This is a genomic window from Streptomyces sp. NPDC059247, from assembly GCF_042754005.1.
Taxonomy (GTDB): domain Bacteria; phylum Actinomycetota; class Actinomycetes; order Streptomycetales; family Streptomycetaceae; genus Streptomyces.
On the sequence record NZ_JBHYZW010000001.1, the window covers coordinates 776,093 to 801,342 of the forward strand.

The window sequence follows — 25,250 nt, forward strand, 5'->3', positions numbered from 1 at the left end:
CATGAGCACTGTTCCGAAGCGGTTCGAGATCCTGCTGGTGCCCTCGCACGTCGAGGACCGGGGCGGCGCGTCGGTGACCGACAGCGCCGTCCGCACGGCCGTCGTCGAGGCCACCGGACGGTACGGCGAGTCGGGCTATCCCCTCTACGAGGGGCACGGCGTACGGGCCGACGTCGACCCGGCGACGCGGACCGTCGAGGCGCTCCTCGTCGACGGCCGCGAACTGGACTACGGGCTGACGGCGCTGGTGCGGCCGGTGGCGGGGGACTGAGGGCGCGCCGCTCGCCGGGCGCGGCGGGGACGGCCGTGCCTCCCGGCCGTACGGCGGTCGTGGGGACCGCCCGCCGGGCGGAGGGCGACGCGGGGTGTCGGCGGCCGGTGACCGTCGAGGACCGGCCAGGGACCGTCGAGGACCGGCCAGGGACCGCCGAGGACCGGCCGAGGGCGGCCGAGGGCAGGACAGGGATCGCCGAGGACAGGTCTGGGGCCGCGAGCGGCGGCCTCGACGGGTGCCGCCGAGTACGGGTAGTCGAGCGCGAGCGGCCGGGCGCGGGCGTTCGGGCGCGGGTGGTCGGGCACGGGCGTTCGGGCGCCCGGTGAGGGCCCTCCCGCCCGGCCCCCGCAAGGCCGCCGCCCGTCCGTTCGGTCGGTTGTCCCGAAAGGGGACGTTGACAGGGGAGACCCGGGGGCAGAGACTCTGCGCGCGGTCCGGCGAGAAATCATCCCGTCGGACGAACAGATCGGGCGAACAGAGCCGTTCCGCAGGTCACGTGGGAGAGAACCGATGAGCATCCGCGACGTCTACATCGTCGACGCCGTCCGCACCCCGATCGGGAAGTTCGGCGGCGCCCTCGCCCCCGTCCGCCCCGACGACCTCGCGGCGCACGTCCTGCGGGCACTCGTCGACCGCTCGCCCGCACTCGACCCGGCCCGCGTCGACGACGTCTACTTCGGCGACGCCAACGGCGCGGGCGAGGACAACCGGGACGTCGCGCGGATGGCGGTCCTCCTCGCCGGACTCCCGGTCACCGTCCCCGGCGTGACCGTCAACCGGCTCTGCGGCTCCGGCCTCGAAGCGGTCGTCCAGGCGGCCCGCGCCATCGCCCTCGGCGACGCCTCCGTGGCCGTCGCGGGCGGTGTCGAGTCGATGTCCCGCGCCCCCTGGGTCCTGCAGAAGCCCGAGCGGGCCTACCCGGCGGGCCCCCAGCAGCTCCACTCGACGACCCTCGGCTGGCGCATGACCAACCCGCGTATGCCCGCCGAGTGGACCGTCGCGCTCGGCGAGGGCGCGGAGCTGATCGCCGACCGCCACGGCCTCGGCCGTGAACAGCAGGACGCCTTCGCCCTCGCCAGCCACCGCAAGGCCGCCGACGCCTGGGCGAAGGGGCTGTACGACGACGAGGTCGTGCCCTTCCCGGGCACGGACCTCAGCCGTGACGAATGCGTCCGCGACAACACCTCCCTGGCGGCCCTCGCCAAGCTCAAGCCCGCCTTCCGTCCCGAGGGCGGCACCGTCACGGCGGGCAACTCCTCACCCCTCAACGACGGCGCGGCGGCCCTGCTCCTCGTCGACGAGGAGGGCCTGCGCGAGACCGGCCGCGAGCCCCTCGCCCGGATCCGCGCCTCCGCCGTCACCGGCATCGAGCCGCAGCTCTTCGGCCTCGGCCCGGTCGAGGCGGTCCGACGGGCCCTGGGCAAGGCCGGACGGTCCTTCGCGGACCTGCGGACCTTCGAACTCAACGAGGCCTTCGCCGCCCAGGCCCTCGGCTGCCTCGCCGAATGGCCGGAACTCGACCCGGAGATCGTCAACCCGCGAGGCGGCGCGATCGCCCTCGGCCACCCGCTCGGCGCCTCCGGCGCGCGGCTCGCCGGATCGGTGGCGCACCAGTTGGCGGCGGCCGGCTCCGGCACCGGACTCGCGGCCCTCTGCATCGGCGTCGGCCAGGGCCTCGCCCTGGTCCTGGAACGCTGACCGGCCCGGAACCCACCCACCGGACACGGGGGCGGCACACGGGACGGCGCGGGCACAGCCGCCGTGCCCGCGAGGGTGGCCGTGCGCAGCACGCGAGGGGGGTACGGGAGGACCTCCCGTACCCCCCTCGCGGTGGATCACTTGCTCTGGGCCTCCGCCACGGACTTCCGGACCTCGTCCATGTCCAGCTTCCGCGCCTGCCCGATGACGTCCTCCAGAGCGGCCTCCGGCAGGGCACCCGGCTGGGCGAAGACCGCCACGTTGTCCCGGACGATCATCAGGGTCGGGATCGAGCGGATCTCGAAGGCGGCGGCCAGCTCCTGCTGCGCCTCCGTGTCCACCTTGGCGAAGACCAGGTCCTGGTGACGCTCCGACGCCGCCTCGAAGATCGGACCGAACTGGCGGCAGGGACCGCACCACGAAGCCCAGAAGTCGATCAGGACGAAGCCGTTGCCGCTCACGACCTCGTCGAAATTATCCTTGGTGAGCTCTACGGTGCTCATGCTTCCTGCCTCCGAGCTGCATCGATAGTGCCATCTTGGCTGGTTTTCGAGAGGCCGTGGGAACACAGTGGGAACGCTGGGGCCTCATAGCGAGCGTAAACCCACGTGTGAACAAAGACGGCATCGTTACCAGCCACCAGATGAAGTGACGCATGGGCGGTCCGTGGCAGACGGAGATCTTCCTTCCCGAGGACGAGGACGAGGATGAGGACGAGAACGCGGCGCGGCTCTTCAAGGCCGCGGTCGAGGAGGTCGGCAACAGGTGGCCTGTGGGGTGGGTGAAGGGGTTCGGGTACGTCCCCCGTCCCGGTGGTCGGCCTGAACGACGGAACAGCAGTGGCGGGCCCGGCGGAGACCGGCTCCGTCACCGGGCCGGTGAACACCTCCGGGACCACCGGGGCCGGGGCCGGAGCGGGCGCGGCGGCGGCCGGGGCGGGGAACCGCGCGGCGAGGCCCTCCGGGAGCTGGGCGTACGCGGCGAGCTTCGGCCGGGCGCGGCTCGCTCCGGCCGGTCTCCCCGTCCCACGTCGTGCCCTTCTGGCTGCCCTTTCGGCCCTCACCGGGGCCGTGCGGAGCCCCTAATCTCGGACTCCGGGGGCCGGACAGCGACCTGGAGAGCTGGCAAGCATGTACGAGACAAGGACGCCCGGGGTGCCACCGACAGCTACGGCGGCACCGAGTAGGCAGGCACAGGGCGCGGCCCCGAAGCGCTCCGTCCAACAGGTGCCGCATCCCGGCGTGCTCGCCGACCTCCAACGGACGGCGGGCAACGCGGCCGTGACGCGCTGGGTCCAGTGCCAGGGAGAGCCCGGGGCCAGAGAGGAGGCGCGGCGGAACGCCGCCGATCCCACCGTGCACGGCGAGTGGGGCACTTTCCGCGACATGATGGCTCGGACGGGCTTCCCCGACGACGTCACGGACGACGCCTGGCAGCTCATCCTCGGTGGCATCGCCGAACAGGGGCAGCTCAACGACGAGGCCATGGCGAAGTACCCCGACCGCCAAGACCAGCGCGACCACCGCGCGTCGAACACCTGGTACCAAGAGCTGGTGAAGCTCGTCGCCGACTACCTGGAGATCGACACGCCGACGCTGGCTCTCTGGTCGGGCGGCAGGGAGGTCAGCGACTACGCCCTCGCCAAGGGACACACCCCCCTGGAGTCCACCCCCTTCGGGGGTGTGGTCGACAAGCTGACCTTGACCTCTGACTGGATGCTCAAGACCCCGATGTGGAACGTCCTGTCCAAAGCCTTCGTGAACCATGCCCGCGGCCCCGTCCACATCTTCCTGCGGGCGTACAACCCCGAAAGCGTTCTCATCGCGCAGGAGGTCCCGCAACTGCGCGTGGTCATGGCGCTCAACCCGGCGGTGCGGCTCATCTGGCACCCGGTGTACGCCGCTGCCGACGGGAAGCTGATGGAGGTCACCAAGGGCCTTGAGCTGGCCTCCGACACGTCCTACCCCACCCGGGACGAGTGCGTGCGGGTCCTCTACGACTACCTCCGGCTCAACCACGACCCGGCCAACACCCACTCCCAGCGCGCCCACACGGCGATGAGCGCCCACCTCGCCGCCAACGGCAACCCGCAGTAGCGCTGGCCTCACCGCTCACCGCTCACCGCTCACCGCGGCGCACGCGAACCGGTATCCCCAGGTCCGTCTCCGACGAACCGGATCAAGGGAGCCGAGCCGTACCCGTGGCCGCGCCCGTGACTCCGTCGGCATGGTTGTGCGGGATGTGGCCGCGAGGGCGGAGTGCTCGACGCGGTAGCGGTTCACCGGTCCTCGCCCTGGACGTCGTCATTGTCCGGCCCTTCTGGGCCGCGGGCGTCAGGGTGTGACGTGGAGTCCGTCGAGCAGGAGGCCGACGAGGCGGGCGGCCTGCTGTCGTGCGGCGGGGGTGTCGGGGAGTTCCCAGGTGCCGCAGACGGCCGGGAGCAGGTCGTCGGCTCCGATGTCGGTCCGTGTGGACCCGGTCCGCGCGGCGGCGTGCAGGAGTCGGGTGAGGGCGGTGGTGATGTGGGTGTAGGTGTGGTGGACGAGTTCGTCGTGCGAGAGGGCGGCGGCACGGAAGGCGTCCGACGCCCCGGGGCGGGTCATCCCGTACCGGCTCAGCTCTCCCAGCCATTGGGCCAGTGCCTCGTCCGGGCTGTGGGACGTCAGGAGTTCACCGGCCCTGCGTCCCAGCTGTGCCATCTCGTGGTCGTACACGGCGAGGACCAGGGCTTCGCGGGTGGGGAAGTGGCGGTAGAGGGTGGCGATGCCGACGCCGGCCGTGCGGGCGACGGCCTCCAGGGACAACTGCCCCCGCGAGTCCGCCAGCAGTTCGGTGGCGACGGCCAGCAGGCGGTCGCGGTTGCGGCGCGCGTCCGCGCGCAGGGGCCGGACGGGTGTGCTCTCGTCTGTGTCGGCCATGTCGTTCCCCAGGCTGTGATCGCTGTGTCGGTTCCGGCACCCGTGTAAACGGAGGGCCCTTCGATTAGTGTACCGTCGATCGTATCGGAGGCCCCTCCGTTTAAGTGGGCTGCCTTCCGTACGTCATCCCACCCGCGCAAAGGATTCCCCCATGACTCTCCCCGTCCTGCTGATCGGCGGCTCCGGCTGCGTCGGCTCCCGTGCCGCGGCCTTCCTCCGCCGCTTCCACCCGGACCTGCCCCTCGTCATCGGAGGCCGTGACCTGGACCGGGCGCAGTCCACCGCCCACGAGCTCGGCACGGCCACCGCCGCACGCATCGATCTGGACCGTGCGGACCTGGGGCTGGACCCGGAGCGGCGGTTCGGGGCGGTGGCGGTGCTCCCCCGCGACGCGGGATTCAACGCCCAGCGGTTCGCCCAGGACCGCCGTATCCCCTTCCACGCGATCACCGGCAGCCTGGTCGAGACGGCTCAGGACCTCACCGCCTACGTCCACGGCCCCCAGGCGTCCCCGGTGGTACTGGCCAGCCACTGGATGGCGGGCGTCCCCGTGATACTGGCCGCCCACCATGCCAGGGAATTCGCCTCGGTGGAGGAGGTCGCCCTCGTCTTCGTCTTCGATCCGGAGGAGGAGATGGGGCCCGCCGCCGGGTTCGAGTCGATGGAAGCCGTCCAGGCGGCCAACCCCCTGCCCCTGATCCGCAAGAACGGCTCCTGGGTCTGGGCGCAGACGGAAACCGACCGCGTGCGCACCGTCATCACGGCCGACGCGGCCCGGCATCAGGCCGACGGCTACGGAAGCCTGGACGTCCTCAGCCTCGCCGAGGCGACCGGCGCCGCGTCCGCCCGCGCCGATCTGCTCGTCGCCGAATCCGCCGGAACCCGTGCGGGCCGGGGCCCCAGCCACGAGATCGTCATCGAGATCACCGGCACCCTCCACGACGGCGTCACCGCCACCCGCCGCCTCGACCTCACCCACCCCGCCGGCCAGTCGTCACTGACGGCCCTCGGCGCCGCCGTCGCCATCGAGCACCTGCTCGGGCTGACCGGCACCCCGGCCCCGACGGCCGGACTCCACTTCCCCGAAACCGTGATCGACCCCGTACACCTCCAGAAGCGACTGGAGGAATCCGGCACCCACCTCACCTGACACCAGCGCCGCACGGCGGGACCGCCAGTGGACGGCGGAACGCCCCGGCGATCACGCCGGGGCGTGGAGCGGTCCGTGCCGCGAGGGTGATTTGGTGGATGGCGTGTCCGGTGGGCTGGAGCCGGTCGGCGCGTACGGCGATGACGTGGACGCGAGCGCGCTGGAGGCCGGGGGCGGCCAGGGTGTGGGCTGTCGCGCCGTTCCGCCCGTGCGCCGGTCGGCGCGGGCGCTGGCGACGAGCGGCGGAGCCTCCTTCAGGGACGGGCGGCCGACGCTGTGACCGATCTGGCCCAGGGCCTCAAGGCCGGCCATCCGCTCGTGCTCGTCCCCAGGGGGACGCTCCGCGCACCGAGCAGGGGACCTCAGGAGCGGGTGACGGTTCCCTTGCCGTTGGAGGGGAGCAGGTTCTTGGTCCCGTCGTACGACGCGGTGTAGCCGCGCAGGAGCTGGTCGGCGCCCTGTGCCGCGTTGCCCGCGTCGCAGCTCGCGTGTCCGCTGTCGTCGGTGAAGGCGTCGCACAGCCGGGCCCCGGAGACCGTCGTGAAGTGGACCGGGGCGTCCAGGAGCGGCTTTCCGCGCCAGGTGACCGTGGCCGTCAGGCCGGTGACCTTGCGGCCCGTGGCATCGAGCCGCGCGTTCCCGGCGGTGGTCTGGGTGGGCGCCTGGCGCACTCTGTCCGGGAAATTGCACACGGATCGGTCGATGTCGAAGATCAGGCCGTCCGGGCAGGGCAGTCGCAGAGCCTGGCCGTTCGAGCACTCGCCGAACTGGGTCGCGCTGTCCCCGAGCGGGATGAGGAGGGCGCTGTCCGGCGGGTCGACGGGCGGGCAGACCCGCACCACGGGAGCTGTCGCCGAGGGGGGCGCGGCCTGGGCCGGTGCCATGACCGCGACGAAGGTGAGGAGGCATGTCCCGGTGACGAGGACAAAACGCTGGAGCATGGACACATCTTCCTGACGGGAAGCAACGACCACCGCAGCCTCCCCCCGCCCCGGGATACCCAAGCACCTCATTCAGGTCAAAACCTGCCACCGGCCGTCAGCCGACGCCTGCGCTCGTCCCGAGGCCTCCACGACCACCGAGGGAGCGCCGCCGTCTACGACGACAGTCGCGAGGGCGACGACGACACGACCGGGGACGCGGCCGGGCCTGTTCCCGGGGGAGCGAGCGGTGGCCCGGCCGGGTCCGTCGACGGTCCCGCGGCACGACTCGCTGGGGTACGCAGCCCGGCTCGACCGGCTCCGCGAAGGCCGGGTCCCGGGGGCGACCGACGCGGTCACCCCCGGGAGCGGATCGGGCAGTTGATGGACGACGACGAGCTCGCCCTCGTCCTCCGGGCGTCCGGCGAGCCGGAGACGATCGTTGCCGCCCACATCCCGCCCACATCCCGCCCGCCGCCCGCGCACTCGCCCACGAGGAACGCAACGCCTGATGTCGGCCACCGCCCAGGGCCTCGGCCTGACCGAAGACGATGTCCGGGCCCGGCCCGCACATGTGCGGGCCGGGCTGGGGTCAGCCGCAGTTGATGATGAGGGGGGTGAGGGCGGTGCAGGTGCGGGTGGCGGTGTCGTTGGCGGGGTTGGGGTCGGTGGGGGTGCTGGTGGTGCGGGTGGCGGTGGCCCGGTAGGCGGTTCCCAGGGAGAGGAGGGCGACGGGGAGGGAGAAGGCGCGGGTGGTGCTGGCGCCGGGGGCGAGGCTGGTGACGGTGCAGGTGGCGCTACCCGGGCTCGTGGCGCAGACGGTGCTGGCGGGCTTGGCGCCGGGAGTGAAGCCGGTGGTGATCGTGCCGGTGGCGGGCTTGGGGCCGTGGTTGGTGACGGTCAGGGTGTAGTCGATGCGGCCGACGAGCCCGGGGACGGGCGTCGCGGCGAGCTGGACCTGGAGGTCGGCCTGGTCGGGGACGGGCGGCGCGGGCGGCATCGCGATGCTGATCGGCCCGTATCCGACGGGCAGGGTCGCGGTGACCGTGTTCGTGCCGGTGTCGATGACCGTGACGCTGGCGCCGTTCATGTCGGCCACGTACACCGAGCGGCCGTCGGGAGTGACGGCGATGTCCCTGGCCCCTTCGCCCACGGGGACGGTCGCGGTGATGGTGCCGGTGGCGGCGTCGACGACGGAGACCGTATCGGAACTGCCGTTGGCGACGTAGAGGCGGCTGCTGTCCGCGGAGACCGCCACCGCGCCCGGCAGGGAACCCGCGGGCGCCGCGATGGCACCGGTCTGGGTGTGGGTGACGGTGTCGATGACGAGGGTCTTCCCGGCGAAGGGGTCGGCCGCGTACAGGTGCTTGCCGTCGGGGGAGACGGCGAGGCCGCGGGGCGAGTCGGCGGGCAGGGCCGCGGTGACGGTGTTCGTCGCCGTGTCCACGGCCCGGATCCGGCCCGCGCCGGTGGCGGCGCTGCCGGCGTAGACCTCACGGCCGTCCGGGGTCACCGCGACGGCCAGGGGGTTGCCGTCGGCCGGGATGGAGGCGCTCTGGGTATGGGTGGCCAGGTCCAGGACCTTGACGGACTGGCCGCTGTTGTCGGCGACGTAGGCGCGCGTGCCGTCGGGGGCGACGGCGATGTCGTAGGGGAACGACCCGAACGGGAAGACCGCGGTGACGGTGTTGGTCGCGGTGTCGATCACCGATATCTTCCGGTCGTCCCCGTGGGTGGCGTAGACCCGGCTTCCGTCGGGGGTGAGCGCCACGCTCGTGGTGCTCATCCCCAGCGGGACGGTCGCCACCGTCGTGCCGGTGACGGTGTCGATCGCCGTGACGCTGTCGCTGTAGTAGTTCGCCACGTACGCCGTGGGATGTGCGGGTGCCGAGGCGGCACCCGCACGGGCGGCGCCCGCTGACGGGGTGGCCGCGGAAGCCGGGACGGACAGAGCGGCAGCCGAGAGAGCGAGGACACCGGCCACGGCGGAGGCCCTCACGAGGAGACCCCGGCGGGGCGTACGGCGGTCGGCGGGCAGGGAATCGGACACGGGGGACCTCGAATCATCCGGACGACAGAAGCCCGTCACCTGACAGGACGGCGGCCGGACAGAGCCCCGCCCCTCACGGTCACGTCATGTGCTCGATCGAAAGCACAGAGTGCACCCTCTCCGGTGGCCGGGAGCGGCACAAGCGTGAAACCCGCCAAGATCACCGACCCCCCGCACCTGGAGCGCCTGCGCTCATTCGTCACCGCGTCGGTGAGGGCCGACGAGGATGCCCCGGGGGATGAGGGGGGTCTGCCTGAGGAGTTCGCGACCTGGCTCGACGGTGTCTGTACGGCCATCGGGTGCGTCTTCGTCCCGGGCGAGCCGCTTCGTGGGCCGTACGACGGGCCGTCGGTCCTGATCGCGGCTGGGGACCGGGAGCTGGCGGCGGTCCCCGTGGCTGCCCACCTGGCCGAGGCCGACGACGATGAGTTGGGCGAGAGTCGCTCCGGGCCGAAAGGTACTTCGAGTGCATGTGAGCCGGAGGCGTCCTCCAGCGGAGTGCGGCCGGAGAAACGGCCCGGTGCCTGCGCTGGAACCCCGGGCCCGGGGCTCGAACGCCCTCGGGACCTCGTCCTCCTGGCCTTCCCCGACATCGAGGAGGGCGCTGGAGTCGAGCTCGCGGCGGACCTGTCCCCTGCGTCCGACGGCGGCAGCCAGGGCCAGGTCCTGCTGGAACGGCGTGCGGGAGGCGTGGTGGGCGGCGAGCTCGTGAACGGGGTTCCGGACCGGCCGTTGACCGTTCTCGGTACGGCGGTCCTCGACCGCTCTCGGTACGGCTGTCCTCGGCGCCTGGTGGCTCTCGGACTCCTGACAGAAGTGGTGGGACCGGGTCGGTGTCGTGCGTGGGGCCGTCGGTGGCGGGACGTGATCGGTCGTGCAATTCGCACGCGGCAAACCCGGCGACGGCGGCGATCATCCCCGGGATACTGGCTGCCCATGGATGAGGTCGAAGTGGTCGTCGCCCATTCCGAGCGTGCGACCCTGCGCGTCGGCGACGTGTTCCTGAAGGTGGACGCCGATCAGGCGCGGATCGACGTGGAGGTCGAGGCGATGTCCCTCGCGCCGGTCCCGACCCCGGAGGTCCTGTGGCGCAAGCCGCCCGTGCTCGCGATCGCCGCACTCCGAGGGGCGACGCTCGGGCGCCTCGGCGGGCCGTCGACCGGGTCACCGGCGGCGTGGGCCGCGGCGGGCGCCGCCGTCAGGAAGCTGCACGAAGCGCCGCTGCCGCCCTGGCCCGGCCGCGCCGGGCGGAGCGTCGACACGCTGGCGGCGGAACTCGACGACGAGTGCGAGTCGCTCGTGACGAACGGCCTCCTGCCCGCCGATCTGGTCACCCGCAACCGCCGGGTCGCCGAGGCCGCGCTCCGGCCGTGGACTCCGGCGTTCACCCACGGCGACCTGCAGATCGCGCACGTCTTCGTCGACGGCGACGAGGTCACCGGCATCATCGACTGGTCCGAGGCGGGCCAGGGTGACGCCCTGTACGACCTCGCCACCCTCACGCTCGGACACGAGGAGCACCTCGACGACGTCATCGCCGGTTACGGCACCGGCATCGACCTCGACGTGATCCACGCGTGGTGGTCGTTGCGAAGCCTGCTGGCGGTTCGCTGGCTGATCGAGCACGGCTTCGACCCGTCCGCGCCGGGCTGTGAGATCGACGTACTGAGATCCCGGATGTGAGGCCGCGCGGGCCGATCTACCGGGTCTCGCGTGTCGATCGCGATCACGGCGATTGCTGATGTGCGTGACTTTCGCCTGTGCTTCCAGCGCCTCTTCTACTTGGGCGGTGCGGAGGGCACGGAGCCGAGTCCGTGCGGCGGCGAGCTTGAGCTGATCTTTCAACGGTCGGTTGCGGCGACGGAGCTTCGCGTTCCCGGTGGTGAGCCGGTCGGCCCGCTGCGGGTGCCGGGGGTCGGCTTCGTCGGTTCCGGGCGGCGGAGCTCGATCTCCCGTGTGATGCGGGGGTAGTCGCGGCGGAGGGTCGTGTCGCTCATGCCCGCCTTCTACGCGTGGACGCTCGGTCGACGGCTGTGCTGCTCGCAGGTGACGAGCGCCTCCTGGAGCTTCTTGCGGACCAGGGCCTCGGGGACGGTGTTCGTGCTGAGCCCTCCAGCGGGATCACCCGATGAAGTACGCGTTCAGCGCGACGTCGTACGCGAACGTCGGTGGCGGCAGATAGGGCGTCCCATCCGGGATTCCCGCCTCGTTCAGCCAAGAATCCCAGGTCAGAGGAAACCCCGGCACCGCCCAGGTCGGCTCGGCGCCCCTGGAAGCTCCCGCGAGCCGTAGTGGACCGACCAGCGCTTCCCCCCAACACGCCTGGACCGTAGCCAACTCCGGTCACAGACCGAGCGCACACAAGCGAGTACGTGACGGGAAACGTCGGGGGCGGTCTCGCGATTCTTCACCGGCCTGCGGGTCCCCGCGCAGCCCGCCGCGGCGACGTGCGCATCCCGGAACCGGGCCCGGGGCAGGCGGCGTTGCTGGTCGCCGTCGGTTCAGCGGTCCGGAGCGTTCCGCGTCGTCTCGCGTGCCTCGGTGAGGGCCTGCCGTCTGACGATGTCCCCGTCCCGGATCCCGGCGTCGATCATGCTCTGACCGGGCACCGGGCACCGGGCACCGGGCACCGGACACCGGACACCGGAAGCCTACGGGTTCGCGAGATCCCGGTGCGCTCTCATGGGGAACCGACTGCGGGCTGTGGCCCCTATGACGCTCCTCTCGGGGCGAGTTGGCCCGGCTGTGTTCGGAACCCGTTCCCGATCCCCGGTCGGTGCCGTCACAAGGCAGGTGGTCCAGGTCGGACCGGATGGCGGGGGCCGGTGACCGTCAGGTGTGTCGTCACACTCCGGGCTCAGCGCTGTGTCCCGTCGTGGCTGCCGCGCGCCCTCGGCGTCTGCCGGTGGTGTGTGCGTGGACCGGCTGACGGAACCCGCGCGAAACGGCCGGGCCTGTGGTGGGCGGGTACTGGCGCGGGTGTTCGTACGCCGTTGGTGCATGAGTGCGACATATGCCGTCGGTATGCGCGTTCCTGGGTGTGCGAGATGCCGGGAACCACGGGCTGGGCGGCCCCTTCCCCGTCCCGCGCGGTCTTCCGGCCCGCGGGCGGACCCGGGGCTCGTGGAGTCCGCGTTCCAAGATCAGGACGGGAGGCATCCCCGATGGCAGCGACTGTCCGTCCCGGTGCGGGAGAGTACCTGGGAGCGGTCTCCGGACCGGCCTCCCTGCGGGAGATGCCCCGCGAGGCCCTGCCGCTGCTGGCGGAGGAGATCCGTGACTTCCTGGTGGCGAAGGTCGGGGCCAGGGGCGGTCATCTGGGGCCGAACCTGGGCGTGGTCGAGCTGACGCTCGCGCTGCACCGGGTGTTCGAGACACCACGGGACACCCTCCTGTTCGACACCGGGCACCAGACCTACGTCCACAAGATGCTGACCGGCCGGATCGCCGACTTCGACACGCTGTGACAGGCGGAGGGCCTGTCGGGCTACCCGTCACGGGAGGAGTCGGAGTGCGACTGGATCGAGAACTCCCACGCCTCCACGGTCCTGGCCTACGCGGACGGCTTCGCCAAGGCCCGGGAGATCGCGGGCGACCGGCACGGTTCCGTGGTGGCGGTGATGGGCGACGGGGCACTGACCGGCGGGATGGCGTGGGAGGGGCTGAACAACATCGGCGGCGCTCCGCTACGGCCGGTGATCGTGGTGCTGAACGACAACGGCCGCTCGTACGCTCCCACGGTCGGGGCTCTCGCCACGCATCTTGCCGCGCTGCGGGATCCGGACCTGCACCACGGCGGTTCGAACCTCTTCACCGCCATGGGGTTCGCCTACCTCGGGCCCGTCGACGGCCACGACACCACAGCGGTCCAGGACGCTCTGGTCCGGGCACGTGACCTGCGGACCCCGGTCGTCGTCCACGTCGTCACCGTCAAGGGCAAGGGATACGGGCCCGCGGAGACGGACGAGGCCGACCGTCTGCACGCGATCGGCCCGGCGCCACGGGCCGTGGTTCCCGGCGCCGGGCCGAAGACGCGGAGCTGGACGGCGGTGTTCTCCGACGCCCTGGCGGAAGCCGGTGCCGTACGCCCGGACATGGTCGCGGTCACGGCGGCGATGGCCGGTCCCGCCGGTCTGACGGCCTTCGGGAAGCGGTACCCCGGGCGGCTCTTCGACGTCGGCATCGCGGAGCAGCACGCCGTCGCCTCGGCGGCGGGCCTGGCCATGGCGGGCCTGCGTCCGGTCGTCGCGCTCTACTCGGTCTTCCTGAACCGGGCGTTCGACCAGGTCCTGATGGACGTGGCCCTCCACCGGCTCGCCGTCACGTTCGTGCTGGACCGTGCCGGGGTCACCGGCCCCGACGGTCCCTCGCACCACGGAATGTGGGACGCCTCGCTCCTCTCTCTCGTGCCGGGCCTGCGGCTTGCGCTCCCACGGGACGCGGCCCAGCTGCGGACCCTGCTGGAGGAGGCACTCGACCATGGGGAGGGGCCGACCGTGCTGCGTTTCCCCCGGGGCGCCGTCGGCCGCGAGCTCACGGCCCAGTACCGCAGGGGGCCTGTCGACGTGCTGAGCGGTTCTCGCGGGCGCGATGTGCTGCTGGTCGCGTTCGGCCCGCTCGCGGACGGGTGTCTGTCCGCAGTGGAGGCCCTGGCCCGTCACGGTGTCGATGTCACGGTGGCCGACCCGCGCTGGGGCCTGCCGGTCCCCGCCGAGCTGCTGGAGCTCGCCGCCGCCCACCGCCTGGTGGTCACGGTCGAGGACAACGTACGCACCGGCGGCCTGGGCGCGGCCGTCGCCCAGTCGTGCGGGGACAGCGGTGTGCCCGCTCCCGTGGTGAACCTGGGCCTGCCCCACCGCTTCCTCGCCCATGGAACACGCGAGGCGATCCTCGCGCGGGCCGGACTCGCCGCCGACCAGATATGCCGGGCCGTCCTGCGAGCCCGCAACGGCGACCCGCCGCCCGTGTCCGTCGAGAAGAGCACGCGATGACCACCTCCAGCCTCGGCCTGCCCGCCTTCCCCCGTCGTGGGGCCGCGCCCCGCCGCCGCTCCCGCCGCCTCATGGTCGGTGACGTGCCGGTCGGGGGAGACGCGCCGGTGTCCGTCCAGTCCATGACCACCACCCCCACGGCCGACATCGAGGCGACGCTCCGGCAGATCGCGGAACTCACCGCCGCCGGCTGCCAGATCGTGCGCGTCGCCGTACCGACCCACGAGGACGCCGACGCCCTGAAGACGATCGTGTCCAAGTCGAGGATCCCCGTGATCGCGGACATCCACTTCCAGCCCCGCTACGTCTTCGCCGCCATCGACGCGGGCTGCGCCGCCGTCCGGGTCAACCCCGGCAACATCAGGAGCTTCGACGACAAGGTCCGCGAGATCGCCGACGCGGCCGCCGCCGCACGGGTCCCGATCCGGATCGGGGTCAACGCGGGCTCGCTCGACCGGCGCCTGCTCGCCACCCACGGAAGAGCCACCCCTGAGGCCCTGGTGGAGTCCGCGCTGTGGGAGTGCTCACTGTTCGAGGAGCACGGCTTCACCGACCTCAAGATCAGCGTCAAACACCACGACCCGCTCGTCACGGTCGACGCCTACCGGCAGCTCGCCGCGCGATGCGACTACCCGCTGCATCTGGGTGTCACCGAGGCGGGACCGCCCCCGCAGGGCACCATCAAGTCCGCCACCGCCTTCGCGATCCTCCTGCACGAGGGCATCGGCGACACCATCCGCGTCTCCCTCACGGCGCCGCCCGTCGAGGAGGTCGTCGCCGGATGTCAGATCCTGGAATCCCTCGGACTGCGCCCCCGTCGGCTGGAGATCGTCTCCTGCCCCTCCTGCGGCCGCGCCCAGGTGGACGTCTACGCGCTCACCGCCCGTGTCCAGGCGGCGTTCGAGGGATTCCCCCACCCCCTGCGCGTCGCCGTCATGGGCTGCGTGGTCAACGGCCCCGGCGAGGCCCGCGAGGCCGACCTCGGAGTCTCCTCCGGCAACGGCAAGGGACAGATCTTCGTACGGGGCGAGGTCATCCGCACGGTGCCCGAATCACGCATCGTCGAGACCCTGCTCGAAGAAGCCCTGCGGCTCACCGAGGGAAGGGAAGCGCCGGGCACGGACACGGCGGACGACGAGAACGAGGGAAGGGACGCGCCATGACCGCCGTTACGGAGGCACCGGCCCCGATGGACCCCGCCTCCATCCGCGCGGCGGTCGGCGAACTGCTGCACACCTTCCTCGACGAACGCGAGCGGGCCGCCGTGGAGATCCCGGAACTGGCCGTCTTCACCGGGCTGTTGCGTGATCTGCTCGACGCGGGCGGCAAACGCATCCGGCCCGTCCTGTGCGTCGTCGGCTGGCAGACCATCAGGGACGACCCGCCGCCGTCGGCCGTGCTCCGCGTCGCCGCCTCCATCGAACTCTTCCACGCCTGCGCCCTCATCCACGACGACATCATGGACCGCTCCGACACCCGCCGGGGCCGCCCCACCGCGCACCGTGTCCTCGCCGCCCGCCACGCGGACCACCCCGACCCGGCGAACCTGGGAACCAACGCCGCGATCCTCTTCGGCGACCTCGCCCTCGGCTGGTCCTACGACCTGCTCCATCTGCACACCGCGCAGGACCTGACCCCGGAGCAACGAGCCGTCGCCTGGCCGCTGCTGAACGCCCTGCGGACCGAAACCCTGGTGGGCCAGTACCTCGACCTGACCGCCACCGGACGCCCCACCGCGGACACCGGTTCCGCCTGGCGGATCATCCGCTACAAGACCGCGCGGTACACCATCGAGCACCCGCTGTGCCTCGGCGCCGCCCTGGCCGGCGCGAACCTGGTCCAGCTGCGGGCGCTGTCCGCGTACGCCCTTCCGCTGGGGGAGGCGTTCCAGCTCCGTGACGATCTGCTGGGTGTCTTCGGCGACCCGGGACGTACCGGCAAGTCCGACCTGGACGATCTCCGCGAGGCCAAGCACACCGTCCTCGTCGCCACCGCCCTCCAACGCGCGACACCCGGCGAAGCCCGGACCCTACAGGCTCTGCTGGGCCACGGCGCGCTCGACGAGGACGGCGCCCGCACGATCCGGGAGATCCTCATCGCCACGGGCGCCGTCTCCGCCGTGGAGCGCGCTGTGCACGAGCGGCACGAGCAGGCTCTGCACGCCCTGACGGGCTCCCGCCTCGCACCCGGCGCCATCGCCCGACTGCGGCGGCTGGCCGAGTCCGTGACCACCCGGAACACCTGAGTGCCGAACACCTGACACCGAGGAACGGGAAGGAAGTGCACGCCATGTTCGCCGACCGCAAAGCACTGACCGACTTCTTCTACGCCCCGCTGGAGTGGGAAGCCAGCCCCGACGGGGAGGCAGCCGATCTGCACACCTCTTCCTGGGCCGAGGAGATGGGGCTGACCCGCAGTCCACGCACGCGCAGGATGCTCGCGGCATGGCATCTCGGAACCTCCTGCGGCAACACGCTCCCCCGGGCCCGCGGCGAAGCGCTGAACCTGGTCACAGACTGGGTGACCTGGGGGTTCTTCACCGACCACCTGCACTCGGTCTTCGCCAAGACACCGATGCGTTCCGCGCCGATCTTCGATGACCTGCTGCGTACGTTGTGGGCCGATCCCTTCGCCCCGGTGCCGAACGGTACGCACAGCCTCAGCCGGGCACTGCGCAGCGTCATGCAGCGCGCGTCGCAGATCATGTCCGAGGCGTGGATGGCTCGTTTCCGCTGGGAAACAGGGGAGATGCTCCTCGCGTTCTTCAGGAAGGCCCGGACCATCGCCGAAGCGGGCGTGCTCGACCTCGACACGCTGATGGACATCCGCCGTGACGACCTCGGCATGTTGCCTCCGATGAATGTCATCGAAGTGTCCGAGGGTTTCGAGATCCCGCCCCTCATCGCCGGAACCTACGAGTTCAGGCGGATGCGGGACCTGGCGAACGACTCGGTCATCTTCCAGAACGACATCTTCTCGCTGTCCCGGGACCGTGCCGATCAGGCGGACTGCAACACAGTGCTCACCCTGGAGCAGTTGCACGGCAGGAGCACGGAGGAGGCGCTCGCGGAGGTCCGGGGCATGTACCGCGACCATCTTGACGCCTTCGCCCTGGCGAAGGAGAAGTTCATGGCGCTCTGCAATGGTCTGGGGCTGGGGGACAACGACCTCGCACACTGCGCCGTGTTCGCCGCGGACCTGGAGAAGGTGATCCCGGGCACGGTCCACGCTCACCTGGCCGTCGTCCGGTACCTCGCTGAAGGCCCGGCCCCGTTCGACCCTCCGGCGGAGTCCGAGCTGCTGACCGAATACGAGGACAGCCGCATCGGCCCCTTCCGCGACGTCGCCGCGCTGCCGCCCTACGGCTCTCCCGCCACGGGACCGGCCGACGTGTCGGCCCGGGCAGTGCCGACGGCATGACCGCTCACCCGTCCCGGCGATGACCGCGCAGGGCGGCCAGCAGCACCACGAAGTCCTGTGGTGACGGCGTCGCCGCCCGGCCGGGGGCGGTGTGGCCGACCGGGTTCAGCAGGATGTCCCGTACCTGCTGAACACGGCCCGGGATCGAGGCCAGAAGCCCGAGCACGGTACGGACAGCTTGCTGGGCGGAGAGGTTCTCCTTCGCCAGGCCCAACGCGATCCCGCCCAGACTGTCCACGAAGACATCGGTGAGGGACAGCTCGGGGCACAGATGGCGGATGGAGCCCTCCAGATTCGCGAACGACTTCCCGAGCAGGGCGATCGCCGGGCTGGTGCGGATGCCCCGGCGCGTGGAGTGCCTCAGGACGGCCGTGAGGGTGACTCCGAAGTCGAGCTCCCCGAGCGAGGCGGAGGCCACGGCGGGGACCAGGGATTCCAGGTCGCTGCGGAAGCCGGGCAGGTCCGCCCGGTCCGTCAGAGCCCCCATCTCCGTCCAGGTCCTCGCCAGTCCGGCGCCGTCACCGGCGGCGATGTGCATCATGGCCAGGACGAGATGTCTGCCGACGTGGGCGTCGACGCGCCCGACCATGCCCCAGTCGATGAGGTGAGCGGGACGGCCCGGCGCCACGAAGATGTTCCCCGGGTGGGGATCGGCGTGGAAGTACCGGTCGACGAAGAAGCCCCGGTACATGAACGCCATCAGATCCGTCCCGATCCCGACCCGCTCCTCCTCGGTGAACGAGACCGGGTCGGCGTCCCGGATCGAAGTGCCCGGCGCGAGGGACTGCACCAGGACTCTGGGCGTGGGGTCGTACAAGACGCGGGGGACGGTCAGATGGGCGAAACGCTCGGTCAGGCGCTGGGCGTTGCGCATGTGACCGGCCTCCTTGCGGAAGTCGGTCTCGCCCGCCATCGCATCGAACAGCACACCGAGCATGGCGTGCAGATCGATCATCTCCGTGAACCGAGGGGCCATCCGGGCGATCAGCCGCGCCGTCCGGCGCAGGGAGGCGGTGTCCCGGTTCATGACGGCTTCCGCGCCGGGACGCTGGATCTTCACCGCCGCCGGAGTGCCGTCAGCCAGCTCGGCCCGGTACACCTGCGCGAGCGACGCCGTCCCGAGGGGAACGGGATCGATCTCGCGGAACAGGCGCGGCCACCGTGCCCCGAACTCGGCGGCGAGCACCGCCTCGAAGTCGGCGAACGGCGCGGGAGACACCTGATCGTGCAGCTTCCCCAGCTCCTCGATCATCACAGGCGACAGGAAATCAGGCCGCGTGGACAGCATCTGCCCGAACTTCACATAGAGCGGCCCCAGCGACTGCAACGCCTCACGCACGAGCCGCGCACGCTCCTCCTCGCCTCCGTCGCTCCTCCGACCCGCACGCCGCACCTCCCCGGCCAACAACCGCCCCAAAGCCCCCGACACCCGCCGCGAACCAGCGACCACCCCGACCTCCCAGGAAGAACACGACCGCCCCGGCCACCCGACCGCGAGAGCTGCCCCCGGCGGACGCGCCGGGGGCCCCTCACCGGGACCGACCGCGTCCCACCAGACAACACTCGCAGGAAAGGGCAAACCGGGTAAGGCGTGCGGCGCCAGAACCGGCGTACACCCGCGCGCGAGTGCGCGGAACGACACCCGCGTCACACGCCCTCCTCCGAGACGCCCGCCGGGCAGTGGCTCAGGCTGTGCGGGAGACCCGCTGGCGCGGATGGCCGCGTGAAACGGGTGTCTGATGCCGTGGGTACGGGCGAGGCGGCCCTCTGTACGAGCTGCGGATTCGTGGGCGTCCGCGACGCGAGGCCGAAGGAGTGCCCGGGCGGCCCTTCTCCCGCTGGCCACCATCGGCCCCCGGAGCGGTGGGGCCGTTTCGCCTTTCCGGGTGTGCTGACAGGACGTGTCCGGCGGCGGAGATGTGGAAGTCGAGGTCCGGCTGTCGCGGGCGGGCAAACCCCGATGCCTCAGCCGGTACGTCTACATGGCCACGAATTCAACCCGACGGCGGGTTCGGCGAGTGGGAGCCCAGAGAGCTGTTCCCACGGGAACAGAAGGGGGGCGGACGAGGATGGATGAGGCCAGATGCCCGCCGATACGCGACGAGACCTCGACCCGTACCGCCGCAGCTCACAAGGGATCCGCAGGTCGGGGCACAGATCTGGAGAGTCCCCTCGGTGAGTTCTACGGTGCTCATGTCCCCTCCCTTTCGGGAGCTCCTGGCGGTGTCCTCACGGTTCCCTGGGGACTCGACCGGCACGACGGTGTATCGAGCCGCGCCATCCCGGCCCCTGCCGCAGACTGTCTGCCATGACGCGAATGGTCGAAGCAGCGGACGAGTACACGTACGACGTAGTGGTCCTGGGCGCCGGTCCGGTGGGGGAGAACGTCGTGGACCGGGTGGCGGCGGCCGGGCTGAGCGCCGCGATCGTCGAGAGCGAGCTGATCGGCGGCGAGTGCTCCTACTGGGCCTGTATGCCCAGCAAGGCGCTCCTGCGGCCCGCCCTCGCCCGCTCCGACGCCCGGGCGGTCGCGGGACTGGGCGGAGCGGTGGGGCCGCTGGACGTCCCTGAGGTCCTCGCCCACCGGGACGAGGTCGTCGGGCACTGGAAGGACGACGGACAGCTGGACTGGCTGGACTCCGTCGGGGTACGGGTCTTCCGGGGCCACGGCCGTCTCCTCGGCCCCCGCCGGGTCGAGGTCGCCGGGCCCGAGGGGGAGCGGCGGGTCCTGGTCGCCCAGCACGCGGTCGCCGTCTGTACCGGCACCCGCGCCCTCCTCCCGGAGCTGCCCGGTCTCTCCGGGGCCCGGCCCTGGACCAGCCGCGAGGCGACCAGCGCCGACCGGGTCCCCGGGCGCCTGGTCGTGGTCGGCGGGGGAGTGGTGGGCGTGGAGATGGCCACCGCCTGGCAGGCCCTCGGCGCCGAGGTCACGATGCTCGTACGGGGCGACGGGCTGCTGCCCCGGATGGAGCCCTTCGTCGGCGAGCGGGTCGCGGAAGCGCTCACGGCGCGCGGCGCCGCCATCCGTACCGGCGCCTCGGTCACCGCCGTCGTACGGGACGGGGGTACGGGACCGGTCACCGTGGTCCTGGAGGGCGGCGACCACGTCGAGGGCGACGAGGTGCTCTTCGCCACCGGACGGGCCCCGCGCACCGAGGACATCGGTCTGGACCGGGTCGGCCTCGCTCCGGGTTCCTGGCTCGACGTCGACGACACCCTCCTGGTCACCGGCACCGACTGGCTGTACGCGGTCGGGGACGTCAACCGTCGCGCGCTCCTGACCCACCAGGGCAAGTACCAGGCCCGGATCGCCGGTGCCGTGATCGCGGCCCGCGCCCTGGGCGCCGCGCCGGACGACACGGGCTGGGGCCCGCACGCGGCGACCGCCGACCACGGTGCCGTCCCCCAGGTGGTGTTCAGCGACCCGGAGGCGGGCGCCGTCGGCCTGTCGCTCGCCGAGGCCGAGCGGGCCGGGTACCGGGCGCGGGCCGTGGACGTCGACATGCGGCAGGTCGCGGGGGCGGGCCTGTACGCCCAGGGCTACCGGGGCCGGGCGCGGATGGTCGTGGACCTGGACCGGGAGGTACTGCTCGGCGTCACCTTCGTGGGCCCCGCGGTGGGCGAACTGGTCCACTCGGCGACCGTGGCACTCGTAGGCGAGGTCCCGATCGCCCGCCTGTGGCACGCGGTCCCCTCGTACCCGACCTTGAGCGAGGTGTGGCTGCGGTTGCTGGAGGCGTACCGGGGTTGAGTGCGCACGGTGGGCATCTCGGTTGTCCGGCAGTGGAGTTGGGCTGCTTCGAGGTTCCTTCGCTCGTACCCCTGGTGGCGGTGGAGTCGGTAAGTCGCCGCTCGGGGAAAGGTGTTGACGGGGTGTGCCATGCGGTACCCGTGGTGTAGCCAGTACCCGGAGGGGACGGGTGCTGGCTGCATGGGGTGCGGGGCGTGGCGCTTCTAGCGTGGGGGCATGAAGACGTCCACCACAGCAACTGCCCTGGCCCTCGCGCTCGCCACGGTGATGACGACCGCGGGGTACACCGCGGCCGCCTCCCCCTCCGCCGCCGGAGACGGACTCGACCGCTTCCGCGAGCAGTCCGTCACCTGGGCGGAGTGCGACGATCCCGCGCTCGCCGGGAGCGGGACCGAGTGCGCCCGCGTCACCGTTCCGCTCGACTACGGCGAGCCCGGAGGCCGCACCCTCGGCGTGGCGATCTCGCGCGTCAGGGCGACGGATCCGAAGAAGCGGCGCGGCATCCTCCAGAGCAACCCCGGTGGCCCCGGCGGGCGCGGGCTGTCCCTGCCCGCCGTGATCAAGTCCAAGATGACGCCCCAGGTCGCCGCGGCGTACGACGTGATCGGGATGGACACCCGGGGTCTCGGCGAGAGCACCCCGGTGGACTGCGGGCTGACCCGAGGGATGTGGCTGCGCGCCCCGGGACCGGACCGGGCCGGATTCGACGAGTCCGTACGGCTCTCCCGCGAGGACGCCCGCAAGTGCTGGGACAAGTACCCCGACGTGCTGCCCCACCTCTCGACCCGCAACATCGCCCGGGACGTCGACATCGTCCGCAGCGCGCTCGGCGAACGGAAGACCTCCTGGTTCGGCCAGTCCTACGGCACGGTCCTGGGCGCGGTCTACGCCCAGATGTTCCCCCACCGGATCGACCGGCTGGTCCTCGACAGCGCCCCCGGACCCGCCGACTACCACAGCTTCGAGATGGTGCGGAAGATGGGGCCCGCCAATGAGAAGGCCCTCGACGACTTCGCCCGCTGGGCCGCCCCGCGCGACCGGGAGTACGGCTTCGGTGCCACCCCCGCCGCGGTGCGCGCCACCGTCGAGCGGCTCGTCCGGCGCGATGCCGCCGCCGGGCCGATCCTCGTCGACGGGCACCGCCTCCCCTCGCACGATCTGCCCCTCGTCCTCTTCAGCCTCGTCACCGACGACACCGGGAACGCCGACCTCGCGCTCGGGCTGCGCGCCCTGCTCGACGCCGCCGCCGGAAAGCCGGTCACCGCGCCCCCGGCCCTGAAGGGGTTCCTGGACGTGATGTCCGATCCCCGGGGGTCGGGGCGGGCGGCCGACTACGCGGCCCAAATCGGGGTGCTCTGCGCCGACGCGCCCATGCCGCGCGACCCCGAGCACTACTGGAAGGGGGTCGAGCGGGCCCGTACGTCCCACCCCGTCTTCGGCCCGGTGACGAATGTGCCGCTCCCCTGCGCCTTCTGGAAGGAAGCCCCGCGCGAGAAGCCCACGAAGATCGACAACAAGGTGCCCGCGCTCCAGATCCAGGCGACGGGCGACACCCGCACCACCTACGCGTCGGGACTGGGGATGCATCGGGCGATGCGCGGTTCGAAGCTGGTGACGGTGCCCGCCCGCAGCCACGCCGTCTACCTCTACTACCCCAACGACTGCGTCAACCGGACGGTCAACGACTATCTGCTGGACGGGACCCTGCCCGCGCGGGACGTCGTCTGCGCCTCCTGAGGGTACGGGCAGACTCCCGGCGTACGAACCCCCGGGCGTCCACCGGGCCCGGGAGCCCTCACCGGGCCGTGTCCGGTCGCAACGGCGGTGAGAACGCCTTCCCGGAGAGTGCGGGCCCGCCCCCCCCGCCGCGTCGGTGCCGCCCGTGGCCGACGGCGGACGCCGGGTGCCTCCCGGGCACCCGCCGTCCGTACCGGACCGCCGTCGTACGTGCCGACAGCGCGGGGTCGACGGGCGGGACGCCGTGCGCGGTGACGGTGTCCCACCCGTCGGTCCCGTCAGTGCCCCGCGTTCCCCGAGGTCACGGTCACGCGCCGGGTGAAGGTGCGGCCCGCGTCCCGGGACTCGTACACCCCGTCCTGGGTGGCGACGAGCAGCCGCCGGGCGTCCACGACGGTCAGTGCCTGCGGGGCGCCGCCGGGGACGGTCGACACCCGGGTCCAGCCGCTGCCGCCGCCGGACCCCTGGTACAGGACGCCGCCGGGATCGACCGCGAACAGGGCGTCGGGCGCCGCCCAGTCCACGTACGCGACGACCCGGTCCGACGCGGGGGCGAAGGTCCGGCCGCCGTCCGTGCTGCGGACGACACCGGTCTCGGTGGTGGCGAGGACGGTACCGGGCGCGGCGGGGGAGACGGCGATGTCGAGGGCGCGCAGTGCGGCCCGGTCGTCCCAGGTGACGCCGTCGGCGCTGACCCGCAGGAGGCCGTTCGCGCTGTCGTACCCGTAGACGGTGGCGTCGGACGCGGTGTCCAGGGCGTGGAAGTCGACCTTCCCGGCGAGGGATCTGGTCCGCCAGGTGAGTCCGGCGTCGGTGGACGCGACGAGCCCGAGGTCGGCGGGGCCACCGGTGCCGGGCGCCGGGTGGCCGCTCGCGAGGAAGGTGCCGTCCGGGGCGATCGTGAAGCCCATGAAGTCGTCGCGGCGGTCACCGACCGGGGTGGGCCGTCCGGCGGCGTCGGGAGTGTGGACGCCCTGGTGGGTGGCGACGTAGAGGGTGTCGCCACGGACGCCGAGTCCGTGGATGTGGCTGAGGGCCGTCCCGGAGCCGGACGTGGTTCCGGTCTGCTCGCCGTCGGACGACGTGCAGGCGGTGAGGGTCAGGGCGAGTGCGGCCAGCGCGGCGGCACCCCGCAGGCCACGGGCCGGGAGGGCGGAGAAGTGCTTCGTCATGGTTCTTTCGCCTGGTGAGCGGAGGGCCGGGGCGCGGGCGCGGCGACGGGGCGGCCCGTCCCGGAAGGGGGACGGGCCGTCGTCGGGCGCGGGCGCGCGGCGGCCGGAGGAGTGGGGGAACGGAGCCGCTCAGAGCCGGTCGAGGATCTTCCGCAGGGCGGAGATCTCGTCGGACTGGGTGCGCACGACGTCGTCGGCGAGGGCCTTCGCCGTGGCGTTGGCGCCGTTCTTCTGCTCTTCCTTCGCCATCTCCACGGCGCCGTCGTGGTGGGCGATCATCAGCTCCGCGAACTTGCGGTCGAAGGCCTTGCCCTTGACGGCGGCCAGGTCCTTCATGTCCTTCTCGGACATCATTCCGGACATGGAGTGACCGCCGGAGCCGTGCCCGGCGGACTCGGGCTTGTTCCAGCCCTTCAGCCAGGCCTTCATCTTCTGGATCTCCGGGTCCTGGGCCTTCTCGATCGCGGCGACCAGCGACTTGACCTCGGAGTCCTCGGCCCGCCCGTCGGCGAGCTTCGCCATCTCCAGGGCCTGCTCGTGGTGGGGGATCATCATCTGCGCGAACATGACGTCCGCGTCGTTGAAGGGGCCGGCGGCGGCGTCCTTGGCGGCGCCGGAGGGCGTCCCGGAAGCGGAAGCGGAGGCCGACGCCGAGGCGGATGCGGAGGCCGACGTGCTGTTGTGGTCCATGCCGCTCATGTCGTCGTCCGTGCCACAGGCGGCGAGCAGGAGCCCGGTCGCGGTGACGGCGCCGACGAGGGCGAGCTTCCGGGCGGTGCGCTGGGTGAAGGTACGCATGGTGAGACCTCGTGTGCTGTTCGTACGCGGAAGGAAAGGTGGCCGAGACGTTCACGGGCAGCGCGAGGCGCCCGCGATGGCGTACGGCCTAGATCCGCAGGACGGACAGTCGGGTGAGGTCGGGGGGCCGGGGCGGTGGCGCGTGCGGCCCGAGCGCGGGGACGAGCCGCGCGAGCAGGAGGGTGAGCCAGTCGGGGCGGCGTCCCAGGGCGGCGCGGACGAGACCGGAGAGCAGCCATCCGGCGAGGACGGCCACGCAGAGGGTGGTCATGTCCATTCCGGACCCCGGCTCGTGCCGGGCGTCGGACCCACCGCCGTGGTGGGAGCCACCGGGAGCGGCGGGGTCGGCGGCCGTGATCGTGTAGGCACCA

At 72.2% G+C, this 25,250-nt stretch carries 20 protein-coding genes and 1 pseudogene; 13 read left to right on the forward strand and 8 right to left on the reverse strand.

What is annotated here, in order from left to right:
• The first annotated feature begins 1 nt into the window (after position 1).
• Together ACFXGN_RS03230 and ACFXGN_RS03235 are read left to right on the forward strand one after the other, a co-directional pair.
• Positions 2 to 271 carry a hypothetical protein gene (locus tag ACFXGN_RS03230; RefSeq protein ID WP_351784587.1) on the forward strand — a complete coding sequence of 90 codons (270 nt, stop codon included), beginning with the start codon at positions 2 to 4 and terminating at the stop codon, positions 269 to 271.
• A gap of 513 nt (positions 272 to 784) precedes the next feature.
• The gene (locus ACFXGN_RS03235; protein WP_384852707.1) at positions 785 to 1,972 is read left to right on the forward strand and encodes a thiolase family protein; all 1,188 of its coding nucleotides are present in this window, start codon (positions 785 to 787) and stop codon (positions 1,970 to 1,972) included.
• Between the two features lie 137 nt (positions 1,973 to 2,109).
• Here ACFXGN_RS03235 and trxA read toward each other — a convergent pair whose 3' ends face one another.
• Positions 2,110 to 2,475 (reverse strand): thioredoxin, encoded by a 366-nt coding sequence (gene trxA / locus ACFXGN_RS03240; RefSeq protein WP_351784583.1) that lies wholly within the window; start codon positions 2,473 to 2,475, stop codon positions 2,110 to 2,112.
• A gap of 723 nt (positions 2,476 to 3,198) precedes the next feature.
• On the opposite strand from trxA, the gene ACFXGN_RS03245 reads away from it, so the two are divergent.
• Positions 3,199 to 4,068: a hypothetical protein gene (locus tag ACFXGN_RS03245; protein WP_384852710.1), complete on the forward strand. Its 870-nt coding sequence runs from the start codon at positions 3,199 to 3,201 to the stop codon at positions 4,066 to 4,068.
• Positions 4,069 to 4,305: 237 nt separating this feature from the next.
• Here the strand turns inward: ACFXGN_RS03245 and ACFXGN_RS03250 are convergent, their stop codons facing one another.
• Positions 4,306 to 4,890, reverse strand: a complete 585-nt coding sequence (locus ACFXGN_RS03250) for a TetR/AcrR family transcriptional regulator (RefSeq protein ID WP_384852713.1) — start codon at positions 4,888 to 4,890, stop codon at positions 4,306 to 4,308.
• 151 nt (positions 4,891 to 5,041) lie between these two features.
• Between ACFXGN_RS03250 and ACFXGN_RS03255 the strand changes: the two genes are divergently transcribed.
• Positions 5,042 to 6,040 (forward strand): saccharopine dehydrogenase, encoded by a 999-nt coding sequence (locus tag ACFXGN_RS03255; protein WP_384852716.1) that lies wholly within the window; start codon positions 5,042 to 5,044, stop codon positions 6,038 to 6,040.
• A 103-nt stretch (positions 6,041 to 6,143) separates the two neighbouring features.
• Complete coding sequence (locus ACFXGN_RS03260) at positions 6,144 to 6,320, forward strand: hypothetical protein (protein ID WP_384852719.1); 177 nt, start codon at positions 6,144 to 6,146, stop codon at positions 6,318 to 6,320.
• An 82-nt stretch (positions 6,321 to 6,402) separates the two neighbouring features.
• Here ACFXGN_RS03260 and ACFXGN_RS03265 read toward each other — a convergent pair whose 3' ends face one another.
• Together ACFXGN_RS03265 and ACFXGN_RS03270 are read right to left on the reverse strand one after the other, a co-directional pair.
• Positions 6,403 to 6,981 carry a carbohydrate-binding module family 14 protein gene (locus tag ACFXGN_RS03265; protein WP_384852721.1) on the reverse strand — a complete coding sequence of 193 codons (579 nt, stop codon included), beginning with the start codon at positions 6,979 to 6,981 and terminating at the stop codon, positions 6,403 to 6,405.
• A 571-nt stretch (positions 6,982 to 7,552) separates the two neighbouring features.
• The gene (locus tag ACFXGN_RS03270; protein ID WP_384852724.1) at positions 7,553 to 9,010 is read right to left on the reverse strand and encodes a beta-propeller fold lactonase family protein; all 1,458 of its coding nucleotides are present in this window, start codon (positions 9,008 to 9,010) and stop codon (positions 7,553 to 7,555) included.
• Positions 9,011 to 9,946: 936 nt separating this feature from the next.
• On the opposite strand from ACFXGN_RS03270, the gene ACFXGN_RS03275 reads away from it, so the two are divergent.
• From ACFXGN_RS03275 to ACFXGN_RS03300, 6 genes and pseudogenes are all read left to right on the forward strand, one after another.
• A complete protein-coding gene (locus ACFXGN_RS03275; protein WP_384852726.1) occupies positions 9,947 to 10,693 on the forward strand; it encodes a phosphotransferase family protein in 747 nt (248 codons plus the stop codon).
• Positions 10,694 to 10,723: 30 nt separating this feature from the next.
• Positions 10,724 to 10,981, forward strand: a complete 258-nt coding sequence (locus ACFXGN_RS03280) for a hypothetical protein (RefSeq protein ID WP_384852729.1) — start codon at positions 10,724 to 10,726, stop codon at positions 10,979 to 10,981.
• 1,193 nt (positions 10,982 to 12,174) lie between these two features.
• A pseudogene (locus ACFXGN_RS03285) lies at positions 12,175 to 14,001 on the forward strand (1-deoxy-D-xylulose-5-phosphate synthase).
• A complete protein-coding gene (ispG, locus tag ACFXGN_RS03290; RefSeq protein ID WP_384852732.1) occupies positions 13,998 to 15,164 on the forward strand; it encodes a flavodoxin-dependent (E)-4-hydroxy-3-methylbut-2-enyl-diphosphate synthase in 1,167 nt (388 codons plus the stop codon). Before ACFXGN_RS03285 ends, ispG begins: the two are co-directional and overlap by 4 nt.
• A complete protein-coding gene (locus ACFXGN_RS03295; RefSeq protein ID WP_384852734.1) occupies positions 15,161 to 16,246 on the forward strand; it encodes a polyprenyl synthetase family protein in 1,086 nt (361 codons plus the stop codon). Before ispG ends, ACFXGN_RS03295 begins: the two co-directional genes overlap by 4 nt.
• A 44-nt stretch (positions 16,247 to 16,290) precedes the next feature.
• Positions 16,291 to 17,421 carry a hypothetical protein gene (locus ACFXGN_RS03300; RefSeq protein ID WP_384852737.1) on the forward strand — a complete coding sequence of 377 codons (1,131 nt, stop codon included), beginning with the start codon at positions 16,291 to 16,293 and terminating at the stop codon, positions 17,419 to 17,421.
• 4 nt (positions 17,422 to 17,425) lie between these two features.
• Here the strand turns inward: ACFXGN_RS03300 and ACFXGN_RS03305 are convergent, their stop codons facing one another.
• Positions 17,426 to 18,760, reverse strand: a complete 1,335-nt coding sequence (locus tag ACFXGN_RS03305; protein ID WP_384852740.1) for an ABC1 kinase family protein — start codon at positions 18,758 to 18,760, stop codon at positions 17,426 to 17,428.
• 969 nt (positions 18,761 to 19,729) lie between these two features.
• On the opposite strand from ACFXGN_RS03305, the gene ACFXGN_RS03310 reads away from it, so the two are divergent.
• Together ACFXGN_RS03310 and ACFXGN_RS03315 are read left to right on the forward strand one after the other, a co-directional pair.
• Positions 19,730 to 21,172 carry a dihydrolipoyl dehydrogenase family protein gene (locus ACFXGN_RS03310; RefSeq protein WP_384852743.1) on the forward strand — a complete coding sequence of 481 codons (1,443 nt, stop codon included), beginning with the start codon at positions 19,730 to 19,732 and terminating at the stop codon, positions 21,170 to 21,172.
• A 216-nt stretch (positions 21,173 to 21,388) separates the two neighbouring features.
• Positions 21,389 to 22,909 (forward strand): alpha/beta hydrolase, encoded by a 1,521-nt coding sequence (locus ACFXGN_RS03315; RefSeq protein ID WP_384852746.1) that lies wholly within the window; start codon positions 21,389 to 21,391, stop codon positions 22,907 to 22,909.
• 278 nt (positions 22,910 to 23,187) lie between these two features.
• Here the strand turns inward: ACFXGN_RS03315 and ACFXGN_RS03320 are convergent, their stop codons facing one another.
• The 3 genes from ACFXGN_RS03320 to ACFXGN_RS03330 all read right to left on the reverse strand — a co-directional run.
• Positions 23,188 to 24,081: a F510_1955 family glycosylhydrolase gene (locus ACFXGN_RS03320; protein ID WP_384852749.1), complete on the reverse strand. Its 894-nt coding sequence runs from the start codon at positions 24,079 to 24,081 to the stop codon at positions 23,188 to 23,190.
• 129 nt (positions 24,082 to 24,210) lie between these two features.
• On the reverse strand, positions 24,211 to 24,879 hold the full coding sequence (locus ACFXGN_RS03325; RefSeq protein ID WP_384852751.1) for a DUF305 domain-containing protein: 669 nt from the start codon (positions 24,877 to 24,879) through the stop codon (positions 24,211 to 24,213).
• A gap of 88 nt (positions 24,880 to 24,967) precedes the next feature.
• Positions 24,968 to 25,250: hypothetical protein (locus ACFXGN_RS03330; RefSeq protein WP_384852753.1), on the reverse strand; the 283-nt coding region annotated here is incomplete at its 5' end.